This is a genomic window from Janthinobacterium sp. P210005 (assembly GCF_036231865.1).
Lineage (GTDB): Bacteria > Pseudomonadota > Gammaproteobacteria > Burkholderiales > Burkholderiaceae_D > Janthinobacterium > Janthinobacterium kumbetense.
This window is the reverse complement of sequence record NZ_JAZARC010000001.1, coordinates 1030037-1041938: the sequence shown is the minus strand read 5'-3', so window position 1 is coordinate 1041938 and position 11902 is coordinate 1030037. Positions and strand designations below refer to the sequence as shown.

At 61.0% G+C, this 11902-nt stretch carries 9 protein-coding genes and 1 pseudogene; 3 read left to right on the top strand and 7 right to left on the bottom strand.

Going from position 1 to position 11902, the window contains the following annotated elements; translation table 11 throughout:
* The first annotated feature begins 13 nt into the window (after positions 1-13).
* Both VPH40_RS04590 and VPH40_RS04585 read left to right on the top strand, forming a co-directional pair.
* Complete coding sequence (locus tag VPH40_RS04590; RefSeq protein ID WP_328572812.1) at positions 14-784, top strand: RNA polymerase sigma factor; 771 nt, start codon at positions 14-16, stop codon at positions 782-784.
* A 291-nt stretch (positions 785-1075) separates the two neighbouring features.
* Positions 1076-1353: pseudogene (locus VPH40_RS04585) on the top strand (IS21 family transposase); the annotation flags it as partial.
* A gap of 131 nt (positions 1354-1484) precedes the next feature.
* Here VPH40_RS04585 and VPH40_RS04580 read toward each other — a convergent pair.
* The 7 genes from VPH40_RS04580 to VPH40_RS04550 form a co-directional block, all read right to left on the bottom strand.
* Positions 1485-2693 (bottom strand): hypothetical protein, encoded by a 1209-nt coding sequence (locus VPH40_RS04580; protein ID WP_328572811.1) that lies wholly within the window; start codon positions 2691-2693, stop codon positions 1485-1487.
* Positions 2694-3024: 331 nt separating this feature from the next.
* Complete coding sequence (locus tag VPH40_RS04575; RefSeq protein ID WP_328572810.1) at positions 3025-4188, bottom strand: MFS transporter; 1164 nt, start codon at positions 4186-4188, stop codon at positions 3025-3027.
* Between the two features lie 91 nt (positions 4189-4279).
* The gene (gene vioE / locus VPH40_RS04570) at positions 4280-4861 is read right to left on the bottom strand and encodes a violacein biosynthesis enzyme VioE (RefSeq protein WP_328572809.1); all 582 of its coding nucleotides are present in this window, start codon (positions 4859-4861) and stop codon (positions 4280-4282) included.
* Between the two features lie 10 nt (positions 4862-4871).
* Positions 4872-5990 (bottom strand): tryptophan hydroxylase, encoded by a 1119-nt coding sequence (locus VPH40_RS04565; RefSeq protein WP_328572808.1) that lies wholly within the window; start codon positions 5988-5990, stop codon positions 4872-4874.
* Positions 5990-7279 (bottom strand): FAD-dependent oxidoreductase, encoded by a 1290-nt coding sequence (locus tag VPH40_RS04560; RefSeq protein ID WP_099667718.1) that lies wholly within the window; start codon positions 7277-7279, stop codon positions 5990-5992. The genes VPH40_RS04565 and VPH40_RS04560 overlap by 1 nt, the downstream gene beginning before the upstream one ends.
* Before the next feature lies 1 nt (position 7280).
* Positions 7281-10292, bottom strand: coding sequence for an iminophenyl-pyruvate dimer synthase VioB (gene vioB, locus VPH40_RS04555; RefSeq protein WP_328572807.1), 3012 nt, complete (start codon positions 10290-10292; stop codon positions 7281-7283).
* On the bottom strand, positions 10289-11596 hold the full coding sequence (locus VPH40_RS04550) for an FAD-dependent oxidoreductase (protein WP_099667720.1): 1308 nt from the start codon (positions 11594-11596) through the stop codon (positions 10289-10291). The genes vioB and VPH40_RS04550 overlap by 4 nt, the downstream gene beginning before the upstream one ends.
* Between VPH40_RS04550 and VPH40_RS04545 the strand changes: the two genes are divergently transcribed.
* Positions 11571-11846, top strand: coding sequence for a hypothetical protein (locus VPH40_RS04545; protein ID WP_150130958.1), 276 nt, complete (start codon positions 11571-11573; stop codon positions 11844-11846). The genes VPH40_RS04550 and VPH40_RS04545 overlap by 26 nt on opposite strands.
* Positions 11847-11902 lie beyond the last annotated feature (56 nt).

The following is an 11902-nucleotide window of genomic DNA, read 5'->3' as shown; positions in this document are numbered from 1 at the left end:
CGAGGTAGATGTCATGAACCCGAGTACCCTGGATGGCCTGGAGGCCTCCAATATTGCCGATGCGCTCGCAGCAGAGTCCTTCGGCGAGCATGCCCCAGGCATCGTGCTGCGCGATTTCCTGGCGGCGAACTATGCCCGCCTGCACCGCCGGTTGCTGCGCAATCTCGGTTGTCCCGATTTGGCCAGCGATTGCCTGCATGACGCCTGGCTGCGGCTGGCGGAAGCCAGCGCCCCTGTCTTCGTGCAAAACCCGAACGCCTATGTCTACCGGGTGGCGTGCAATGTCGCGATGGACGAGCTGCGTGGCAGGCGGTCCGCGCAATACGACGATGCCGCGGCAATCGAGCATCTGACGGATCCAGCGCCCGGCCCGGACCTGATTGCGCTGGCCCGCTCCGACCTGGCCGAGGTCGAGCGCGCGATGCAGCGCATGCCGTACCGGCACCGTTCCGTGCTGGTCGCCCTGAGGATCGAAGAAAAAACACGCCAGGAGGTTGCGGACGAGTATCAGGTTTCCCTGACCAATATCGATACGATGCTGCGCCAGGCCCTGGATCATTGCGCCCGGGAAACCGGGCAGAATGTGCTCGGCGGCATTAACCAGTCCCGGCGAGGTTTCTCGCGCCGCTGGCAGGCCAAGGTGCTCGCCGCCGAGTCCACTGCGCTGGCGCGGCAACGCCCAGCTGCCGACCTGTTCCGTTTTGTCCAACAAACCCAGTCCCTTGGCGAAATCCCTTGCATGACACGGATTGATCACCGTCACAGGAGCAGCAGTAGCCAGTAACGCAGCGGCTTCAAAGGTGTCATCACGATGGTTCTGTCACGTTGTTGATCGGTGGGTGATATTTTCCCGGCATGGCATTTCAGCTTTTAAACTGGATGGACCTGTCCTGCCAGCGCATAAAATTGGTCGGCGAACGGCATCATCACCGTGCGATCCGTTGCGAATTGGTATTTGCTGGTCATCCCCCTAAGTTCGATGCGGAGGAGATCTCGGGCGGCGAGCGAAGTGATTTAATGTTGAACATCGGCCTGCTCAGTTGCTTGATGGCTAGGGAACGACGCTCAGATCGGAGTGATTGACGTGGCATTACTAGGAATTATTAGGCGCTGGCATCTTCGCGACCAGGTCTCATTGAGGGAAATGGCGAAGCGCCTCGGCATTTCGCGCAATACCGTCCGGCGCTATCTGCGCCCGGAGATAACCGGGCCCGCCTATGCGGAGCGCTAATCGGCCAGCGCCATCGACCCGTATGCTTTTCACCTCGCAGCCTGGTTCAAGACCGAGGCGGTCAAATCACGCGAGCAACGGCGCAGCCTAAACAGCTTCACGAGGATCCAATGGAATTGGGCATGCCTATCCCTGTTGTCTTTCCCATTGGCGCGAGTGACCTGGATCGCCTTTGGTGGGGTCGTCTTGGTTCAGACCGAACCATGATGATGAAAGATCGGCAGCGCTTGCCCGATGACCGATGGCGACATTATCACAGGTCCGACGTTGCGCTCCCATCGGGAATGACCAGTACAAAATCGTAGCCCTGAATCATGCCTTGGACACTGCTGTTTCCATTCGCTAGGGTTTTCGCCGATCCCAGCAAGGGGCGCACATCGAACAATGACCATTCCTTATGCTCGTTCGCTGCGGCGAAGAAGGGCAATACGCCCGCCATGGCGGACTTGATATCGGTTTTTTCGATTTCTGTCGAGACCGATGCGCGTCCAATTCCAGCAAATTGCGCCTGCTGGCCTTTGGACGCCAGCACCAAGACGTGCAGCGATTTTTGCCCGCGGCCTTCCGCATATTCAGCCAAATAATTGCCGATCTCCCGGCTGCCGGCACTCAGCGGGTTATAACCTCGGAATACATGAACTGCACCGGCTTTCAACAACATTCGCTGTGCAGGCGCAAGCGTCAAATGGCTGGCCACATTCCGCTTCATTAGTTTGGCACGCTGTGTATTGGATGCATATCCCTGTCCCGGAGTGATGTTTTTGCTATAAATGCTGCGGCTTTCGATCAACGAATTTAACATCGCCAAGGCGGGCATGTCCTTGGGGGCCGTGAGCAGCTTCTGTAAGGCGAATAATTCCTCTTCTTTGACTTTCAACATGAAAAGATCACGCGGGTCTCCGCTCGCCGACGCCCGGCTATAGTCATCGTTTTCAAGCTTGCGGAAGGCCTCGATTTTTGATTTCGCCAAAGGACCAAGCGGTTGCCCGGCCATTTGGTCGAGCAAATATTTCGAAGCGCCCATGAGTTCCTGATCCATTCCCACTAATTGGAACGATGGTCCTGCAGCTTTAGCGAAACGGGCCAGGAATTGCGCCTCAGCTTGCCAATTGTAGAAAGCAGTAGCGACCGGATAGGCCTTATTAAATGCTGCTATGCCAGCAACGCCAGTATTGGCCTTCAACGTCTTTGCCAAAGCATCAGCAACAGCCGGCCCATTTTCGACAATCAGTGTCGTAAATCCTTGACTTGCCAATTCTTCAAAATACGCCGCCGAAAAATTCGCAATTTCTGCAATGCCATGGTCCTCGCCGATGAGTACGAATTGGCTCTCCCGACCTGCATCTATCAATGTTGCCGCGCCGGAACCAACCATCTTTCCATGATCGATTGCGATCGTCGTGCGAAGGGCGGCCAAGCGGTCTGGCAGGGATAGTGGCTGATCCGCCGACAATGCAGGCATGGCCAAGCCGGCCAAAATGATAGAAAGAATTATGGAATGAGTTTTTCGCATTATTTTTCGCAAGAATTGTGTTCTGGTCGGCGATTTCAGTCGCGGGGTATCAGCATGCTACGCGTAATCAGGGTCGGCTGACCTTGAAGGACATTTTCCTTTTATGGATTTTCCATATTGGCTGGAAGGAAGAATTTGCCAATGCTACGGTAAATCAGGTGACGCGACAACTATCCTGACGCAGGAGGAAGTTAATAATTTTTTGTAAATGGTCATTGGACAGGACCCTGCCGCCATTAAGGTAGCGGGCGGTTGGCAATGCCAACCGCGCCGCCAGCCGCTAATGCGACAGCACCGAATCGCGCGACCTGTGCCCGAGGTAAGGCAGCAAGCTGAGGAGGCCAAGCACGGCCAGCGCGACGCCGACCCACAGCGGGGAGCGCAGGCCGTAGCCGGCGGCGATGCCGAGGCCGCCGAGCCAGGAACCGGCGCCCAGGCCAATGTTGATGACGGAAGTGTGCACCGTGTTGACCAGCGGCCCAGGGTGGGCGGTCTTCATCACGCGGGCGATGATGGCGGGATTCATCGACATGCCGACCAGGCCTGTGACGACCAGCAAGGCGACGCTGATGGTCTTGTCGTGCGCAAAGACGGCGAACAGCGCCAGGCTGATGCCCAGGATGACCATGCCCCAGACCATGATGACGGTGGTGTAGCGGTCCGCATAGCGGCCGACCACGGCATTGCCCACCACGTTGGCGACGCCGTAGACGCCCAGCAGCCAGGGGATAGCGGAGGCTGGAAAGCCGGTAATTTCCGTCAGGATGGCCGCGAAGTAGCTGAACGCCGCGAAAATCGCTCCGATGATGAGGCCGCTGCTGGCATACGCTGCCCACAGGTGGCGGTTGCGAAATTCCCCCAGTTCATTGCCGAGGCTGACGACCTCGGACGGCTTGGCGCGCGGCACCAGCACGGTGATGAGCGCCAGGCACAAGAGCGCCAGCACCACCACCAGCCAGAAGCTGGCGCGCCATCCCAGGTGCTGGTCGATGAGCGTGGCGACGGGCACGCCCACCACGGAAGCGAGCATGAGGCCGCCGATCACGACGGCGGCGGCTCGTCCGCGCGCGTTGGGCGCGACGATGTCGGCACAGATCGCCAGGGACAGGCCAAAGCAGGTGGCGGCGGCCACGCCCGTGACTACCCGCGCGATGGCCAGGATGTCATAGCTGGTGGCGGACGCGGCGACGGATTGGGCAAGGACATAAAAGCACAGCAGCCACAGCAGTCCCTTCTTGTTCGGCACGCGCAGCTTGAGCAGGACGATGGTGCTCAGCGGTCCGCCGATGACCATGCCCATGGCATAGAGCGAGATCAGATAGCCGATCCGCGTCACCGGTTCGTCCATGGCCAGGGCCAGCGACGGCATCATGCCCGCCACCATGAATTCGGATGTCGTCAACGAAAAGATCGTCAACCCCAGAATGTAAACAACCAGCGGCATAGCAATATCCTTCGAAAGTAATAACTAAAACACTCGCCAGGCGTGGCGCGCCTCCCGACCGCATGCGGCCCTTGCGCGCGCCACGCCGTGGTCAGGTGTTGCAAGACGTAAAGACGCTGTCCGGAATATCGCCGACAAACAGGTTTGGGAAGTCGCGTACCGAAAGGTGCTGCGGGTCGTTGCCCGTGACCATGCGCAGCAGGCGGTTGCCGCCGGCCTCCAGGTAAAAGACCGATGACGGCTTGCCTGTTCGCTCCACTACCCAGGCGTCCGCCTCCCGGCCCAGCACGGTGTGGCGGCCGTCGTGACGGGCGCCGCCGTCCAGCAGCACCGCCTGCGGCAGGAACAGCTCATGGAACGGGGTCACCTCATCGGCCAGCGCCGTGCCCTGCAGCTGTTCGCCAGCCGCCTCCGCCTGCCTTGCGTAGGCCACTTTCTGCTTGCGGCTTTGTTCGCGCCTGGCGTCGCCGATTTCCGACATCCACAGCAGGTGTCCATGTTCCTTTTCCGACCAGGGGTTGAACAGGCCGTCGATGCGGCAGATATTGCGCGCATAGTCGAACCAGCAATAGCCGGACGTGACCTGGTCATCCGCCTGCATCGGCGTCCAGTAGGAAACATAGGCGCTGCTCCATTGCATCGGCAGCAGCGGCGGGGAGACGTGTGTCGGCATGGTATCTCCCTTAGCGGCCCAGCGCGTAGCCAAGGCTGGCCATCAGCGCCTCTTGTAGCGACGGCAAGTCCTTGCGGCGGGCGTCGAAGCTGGCGGTCAGCTCTGCATTGCTCAGTTCGATACGCTCGCCCACGCTTTCAAACCACAGGCGGCTGCTGTTGGCGTGCTCCTTGAACAATTGCATCAGGGGCACGGCGCGGGCATTGAAACTGTCCAGGGCGGCAGCCGTGCTGGCTTCGGTATCGAGGATTTTCACCAGCAGCAGGGCTGCCACCACCGCCATGGTGGTGCCGTGGCCGATGGAAAAATGCCCCGATTGCAGCGCATCGCCCAGCAGCACGAACTTGCCGTCGCAGGCCCGGTCACGGCTGAGAGTCATGAAGTTGCGCCAGCCCTGGCCCGGCTGGCTCTGCAGTCCGTGCTCGCCGAGTTCGGCTTTGAACGTCCTAGCGATATATGCGGCGGCATCGCGCTCGGACAGCGCTTCCAGCCCGGCCTTGGCATACGTTTCTTCGCTGCATTCGACGATGAAGGTGCTCATCGTGTCCGAATATTTGTAGGCATGGCCGATGAAAATTCCTTGTTCATTGCTGCGGAATACCAGGTTCATCTGGTCGAACAGCTGGGTGGTGCCGTACCAGATGTATTTGTTGTGGCCGAAATCGATGTGCGGCGCCAGTGCTGGCGGCAAGTCCAGCGATTTGTAATTGACGCCATTCGAGACCACCACCAGGTCGTACTCGGCTTCCAGCTGCGCCTTGTCGGCCGGCGGCGTTTCGTAGCGGATGGCGATGCCGGCCGCCACGCACTTGGCGCGCAGGGCTTGCACCAGGGCCTGGCGTCCGACGCCGCACAGGGTAACACCCGTGCTCATCAGGTTGGGCTGGTCGTGATGCACGAGCTTGAATTCTTCCAGGAACTGCGGATTGAGCCGTTCCGGCTGCTCCAGGTAAGAGAGCGGATTGGCGGGATGGCGCGGCGGCCGTCCCGGCAGCACCACGCCCCAGCCCAGCACTTCCTCTGGGGTATTTTTTTCCGTAATGCTGATATTCCAGCCGGGCTGGGCCTGTTTCATCTGGCTGGCGAAGAGCAGGCCTGCGGGACCTGCGCCGATGACGAGAATGTTCATTAATTTACCCTTCCAAGTTTGTACCAAACGTTTTGTTTCTTCTGGATTTGCTGCAATTCATCGTAGGGAACCGATGTGAAGTACAGTTTCTCCGCCATGTCCGGCGGATAAACACGGGGGAATTTCTTGTGCATGTAGCGCGTGTAGCGCGTCTGCAGGAAGAAAATCAGATTCGGATTGCTCAGCGCTTCATAGTTGGCGATCGCCATGTCCTGCATGGCGTCCGCCTGTACCTTGCGCTGCAGCGTGAACTCGGACAGGGCAGGGCCCAGGGCATTGCCGTGCTTTTCCAGCAGGGAAACGAAGACGTGGACGTCTTCCAGCGCCATGTTCATGCCTTGTCCGAGGAACGGGGCGGTGGCATGCGCCGCATCGCCGATCAGCAGGATATTGGCCTTGTAGTGAAAGGTGCTGGAGCGGACATTGATGAGGTCGTTGCTGGGCAGCGCCATGAACTGGTCGAGCATCTCCTTGCGGCGCTCCGGCGGCAGGCTGCCGAAGTAGCGGTTGAAGAAGTCGGCCATGGCTTCGCGGTTGAGCGTGCCCAGGCTGGGCGTGCCGGTGTAGGGCAGGCACAGGGCAAAGCTGATGCTGCCGTCCGGGATGGTGGCGGCGCGGCCGGCAAACAGGCCCTTGGAATCCATGCCGAAAAAATACAGCAAATCCTTGCGGAAACCGAGATCTGCCGCGTGCGGCAACACGAGAGTCTTGTAGCCGTGGCGGAAGTAGCTCTGCCTGAACTCGAAACGGCGCATGCCGCTTTGCATGGCGCGCCGCACGGCCGAGTGGGCGCCGTCGGCACCAATGACCAGGTCGCCATACAGCTGCTGCACGGCGCCGTCCGGGCCCTGAACCAGCACGATCTTTCTTTCCAGATCGACATCCAGGCATTTATGCTCAAAGTAATACTTCACCTCGTGCTTGACGGCATGCCGGTTCAGCAGGCGCTGGAAGGCCGTGCGGTCCAGTGACAGGGGAAACAGGCCTTCGAGCGGCGTCAGTTCGCGTATCCGGTGCCGGCCGCCCACACTGAATGCCATGCCGACGATGGGTTCGCCGCACTGGTCGAGCTCCTGTTTGCTGATGCCAGCTCCCAGGACGGCCTTGATGCCGCGCACCGTCATGCTCACGCCGATGGCGCGCGAGTTGACCGGGTCGGCGTTGGCGGCATTCTCCAGCAGCGGATCGCCGCGTTTTTCGATGACGTGGACATCGTGCCCCCGTTGCGCCAGATAAATGGCGCTGAGGCTACCTGCCAGGCCTCCGCCGACGATAATGATTTTATGCATTTCAGGCCTCTCTTGACATCTTTCCCCGAGATAAATCGGTAAGTTGCTGATTAAAAAACTCCAACATTTCTATCGGCGCCATGCCGATGACATCGCTCTCCAGGCTGCGCGCGTACTGCGCCAGCGCCAGGCACTTCTGCGCCAGCATGTCGCAGCCCAGGCTGTAGTCGCTGCTGATCTGGCTGCTGACCGATTCGGGCACGGGTGGTCCCGCATGGCGGCCGGGCACGCCCGATGGCATGTTCATCAGGGCTGCCGACAGGGGGCGCAACAGGCCGGTCATGATGTCGATGGAGGCGTTCATCAGGCGCGAGCGGCGCAGGCTGCCCAGCGGCCGCTGCGCGAAATGGTGCGCCATCAGCAGGAAGGTCAGTTCGTAGCAGCCTTGATACAGCTGCATCAGCGCCCGCGCCGTTTGATCCGTCACCACGCTGCAGTCCGCCCGCGCTTCCAGCACCGGATTTTTCAGCGCCGGCAGCGCCGGTTCGAACGGCTTGCCGCAGGCGGAGAACTTGCCGGCGACGGTGCGCAGCCGCTGGAAGTGCGACGAGGCGAAATGCGGCGAATCGACGGCCACGCCTTCGCCCTGCTCGGTGACGAAGTCGATGGCGAACAGCGCGCTGTCGCGGTCGGACACTTCCAGCTGGTAGCCGGGATAGGCGCGGTTGGTCAGTTCTTTCAGGAACAAATGGTGTTCTCCGCCGCGCTTGCCGCCGCCGCTCTCGAACAGGCCGGGCAGCTCAGCCAGAGCTCGGCGGATCGCGATATAGAAGGTGGCAATCGATTTGCCGGGCGTGGGAATGTAGTCGGGCCATTCGAAACGCACGAAACGGGCCAGTACGTGTTCGGAAAATGGCTCGAATGCAAATTCCGTGTCCAGGCCGAAACGCTGGCGCGCCTGCTGGCCCAGCACCGGGGCGCCTCTATGGAACGGTTCGCCGAGCGCCATCAGCACATTGTTGACTAATAAATAGTGAATCATTTCTTCGTGGGCGATTTCCAGCAACATGCCGCGTGTGCCGCTGTTGCGGCGCCGGTCTTCGGCACCGCAGGCCAGCTCCAGCTCGGCCGGCAGCCAGCGGCCCGCCTGCACCAGCGCCGCCCCTTGCGCATAATTGGGAATGGAATACGCGGCATACAGGTATTGCAGCATGAGCGACAGTTCCAGGTCGATGGCCTTTTTCAGCTCGTCGATCAATTCCGCCTTGCTGCCGATGGCGTGCGGCGTGGCCGGTGCCGGCAGCGCCGCCCTGGCCTTTGCCTCGACCTGCGTCAGGTATTTCAGGAACAGGCGCGATTTTGGCAGCGACAGTTCGCGCGTGCTGGGCATGTAGTAGCTCTTGTCGCGGTTTTGCGGATCGCACATCTGCCACATCAGGCGTGCATACGTTTCGCACTTGCACTGGTCCGCCAGACTGAAGACCTTGTCCGACATGAAGGGATACACGAGCTCGTAGTAACTCATCACATGCCGGTAGAGGAAGGCGTAGTCGACCTGTTCCGCCGGTACGTCGTCCAGATGCCAGTCGTCGGGCAGTACCCGCACGCCAAGGTATTGTTTGTGCTTGCCTGTCCCCAGCACGATGCTGGTCGCGCCCGGCTGGCGCCCCGTCAGGGTCAGCGCCGTGTAGCCGTGGCCGAGCGGCGACGGCTGCTGCTCCACGGCCAGCAGCGCGCCGTCTTCCGCCTGCGCCAGGGACGGGGGCGTCGCCAGCTCGCCGCGGAAGCGGCTTTGCACGGTGATGGCCTGCGGAAATTGCTTGTGCTTGTTGCGGTTCGGCGCTTCCAGGTACAGCTGGTTGCTGTCCGATTGCGATACCCAGTCGGCCTCGTCCCACTGCGCTTGCGCGCTGCCCAGGCTGAGCGAACCTGCGGCGGGGGCATGTTGCAGCGGCACGTCGAAGACGCCGTGATGGCGCCAGTGGTCGCGGTACAACTGCTCGGGAATCCGCGCCAGCAAGGTGCCGGAGTCATCCTGCAGCAGCAGGTCGCCGAGCGCCTGCTTGCCGCCCAGGGCATGCGTGGGATGCTGTTCCGAGACGGCGTCCGCGTCGCGCGTGGTGAAGGGGATGGCGGTCGGCATGTTGAACGAGACGCGGTCCGCATGCAGTTTCACCAGCACCGGTCCCAGGCTGGCCTGGCGCGGCTGCAGCAGGCGGCCGGCCGGATAGGTGGCCAGCTCGTCGCGCCGCCACAGGCCGATGCTGCCGGCCAGGTCGTAGAACACGGGCGAGTCCGGTTTTGGCGGCGTCGACATATTGAACAGGCAATATTGCACCGTCAGGCCCAGCACCTCGTCGTCGGCCAGGGCTTGCTGCAAGGCATGCATACTGGCCGGCAACGGCAGCTCCGCATTGAACAGGAAATGCGGGTCTTGCTTGGACACGGAGAACTGGAACAGCCTGGAGCGGCCGATTTCCTCATCGAGGAAATGCCCGCTGCGTTCCGTGATATGGCCGCTGCCGAGCCAGCGCACCGAGTGCGCCTGCGCGATGTCGGCGGTAAACAGCGTGGGCGTGCTGGGTGTGGCCAGCTTGTCGCTCAAGGTGAACTGGCCCGCGTAGATCAGCGTGGTGTCCGGCTGGGCCGGGTTGTTGTCGATCCACCTGGCGCGGTTGAAGGTCGTGCGCAGGTACTCGTTGTAGTGGCCCCACAGGCCCAGCTTGGCGCCCACCAGCGGGTCTTGCGTATCGATCTCGCCATCGCGCAGCTGGACGCCCGTGATCCTCGCGTTTTCCCACGAAAAATGATTATTCCCGCAAAAATTGTGGCCTGCCGCCAGGCTGAAGATGCCGTCCGGATCGGGCTTGCCCTTGGCGTCGAAGCGGGGGGCAAGCTGTTTCAGGTGCGCATGGAATTCAGCCGGCGGCCGGCACAGGTCGACAGGCTCGCCCGCCATCGATACCGTATTCGTGGCGATATCGATGTTGCCGTGCGTATTGCGATTCCCCGTCGGCACATTGGCGCGGGCAAAACCCCGAAAATGCAGACGGGGGAAGTCAAGTAGGCTCATGCGCGCTCGGTCGAGGAAGTGATGAAGGTATCGTTGGCGGCGGCGACGTCTTCCCGTTGATCTAGCCGCTGCAGCAACAGGCCGCTGGCGTGCTGGGCACTGATCAGGCTGCCTTCCATCCAGCCGCAATGCGCGGTATAGGCATCCGAGCAAGAGATGATTCCGTCCCGGTGCAGCAGGACGGCCGGGTGCTCGGCTTCCGGTTCCACGCAAAACTCGACGCCATGCGGCCAGAACTTGTGGAAGTGCGCCTTGATGGGCGGCAGCGGCTGGCCATCGAGCGGCAGGACGTCTTCCAGGTGGCGGCGGACGCGCTCCAGGTACACGTCTTCACCGAGTTCCAGGCTGTCCCGCCAGTAGGTGGCGCTTTTGCTGTCGGTGTAGAACAGCACATACTTGTCGCTCTTGAAGTAGACCTTGCGCAGGGGATTGGCCGCCATCAGCACCTTGTCGGTCAGCCCCAGCGCTTCCCACCAGGCCGTGTCGAACGTGAGGAAGCCCTTGAACAGGGGCAGCGAGTCGTACTGGAACGGGCTCCAGGCGTTCGGGAAATCCAGGTTCAGGCGCGGCATGGCGGATGGCGGGATGGCCATCACCAGGTGGCGCGTGCGGTGCATCTGCGTGTCGCCCTGGTGGCTGAAGGCGAGCACATGGTCGGCGCCGGATTTTTCGACGGACAGCAAGCGGTGTTCCAGGCGGAATTCCACCCCGGCGGCCTGGGCCTGGTACTGCAGTTGGCACAGCAACGCGTGGTAGCCGTCGGTGGCATAGCGCCACTGGTTGGCGGCGTTTTCCGTAAAGTGCTGCGTTTCCGGGTGTTTCTTGATGATGTCGTAGGCCATGGCCGCCGACACCATCGGCAGCAGCAGGGCGTCATAGCCGGTCGCCTTGATGATGTGGGTGGCCTTGGCGGCGCCCAGGTAATGGCTGAAGAATTCGAGGAAGGAGTCGTTCGGATGCTCCTTGAGCATCGGGCTCAGGCCATGCAGCGTTGCCTTCAGCTCTTCCAGCACGCTGTCGTGGGAAATGACCTCGGTGAACGGGTAGACGGCATGCGGCAGTCCGCTGCCCTGCATCAGCTGCTGGAAATGCGGATGCAGCTGCGGCGAGTAGCGGGCGGCGCCGAGTTCGGCGATTTCCTCGCCATCTATTTTCCGCGACTGGATGCGGCCGCCGACGGTGGCATTCAGGTCGAAGACCCGGATGCGCAGTTTCCTGCTTGCGGCGGTGTCGATCAGGCGGTTGGCGCAAGTCAAGCCGCCTATGCCGGCGCCTACGATGCAAATGTCAGAATACGTGCTCATACGAAATTCCTTTTTAACGTTCATTAATCAAAAAGCTGCAAAATCGCTAGCAAAAGTTTCCCCTGCACGTGTAGGCAAGGGAGGTGGGACGCTGGGTGTTACCGCACTTGGCGAGCGTTATCGGCTGGGGAATGAAGAGCCTGGCGAGAACTGGCGTTGTTTCTGGAATGGTCGATTCTTGGCTGCAGAGTTTCTGTTTCAAATCAAAGATGGCACCGACAGTAGCCCAGGCATCGGGCAGTCAATTTGATAAATATCAATGTAGTTGTCGTTCGGTGTTGCGTCCTTGTCGACGCAGCGAGGCAG

Excerpts from the sequence above, each read along its gene's own strand:
- vioB (WP_328572807.1), bottom strand. The coding sequence starts at position 10,292 with ATGAGCCTACTTGACTTCCCCCGTCTGCATTTTCGGGGTTTTGCCCGC.
- VPH40_RS04580 (WP_328572811.1), bottom strand. The coding sequence starts at position 2,693 with ATGCCTGCATTGTCGGCGGATCAGCCACTATCCCTGCCAGACCGCTTG.
- VPH40_RS04575 (WP_328572810.1), bottom strand. The coding sequence starts at position 4,188 with ATGCCGCTGGTTGTTTACATTCTGGGGTTGACGATCTTTTCGTTGACG.
- VPH40_RS04590 (WP_328572812.1), top strand. The coding sequence starts at position 14 with ATGAACCCGAGTACCCTGGATGGCCTGGAGGCCTCCAATATTGCCGAT.
- VPH40_RS04560 (WP_099667718.1), bottom strand. The coding sequence starts at position 7,279 with ATGCATAAAATCATTATCGTCGGCGGAGGCCTGGCAGGTAGCCTCAGC.
- vioE (WP_328572809.1), bottom strand. The coding sequence starts at position 4,861 with ATGCCGACACACGTCTCCCCGCCGCTGCTGCCGATGCAATGGAGCAGC.
- VPH40_RS04565 (WP_328572808.1), bottom strand. The coding sequence starts at position 5,990 with ATGAACATTCTCGTCATCGGCGCAGGTCCCGCAGGCCTGCTCTTCGCC.
- VPH40_RS04550 (WP_099667720.1), bottom strand. The coding sequence starts at position 11,596 with ATGAGCACGTATTCTGACATTTGCATCGTAGGCGCCGGCATAGGCGGC.
- VPH40_RS04545 (WP_150130958.1), top strand. The coding sequence starts at position 11,571 with ATGCAAATGTCAGAATACGTGCTCATACGAAATTCCTTTTTAACGTTC.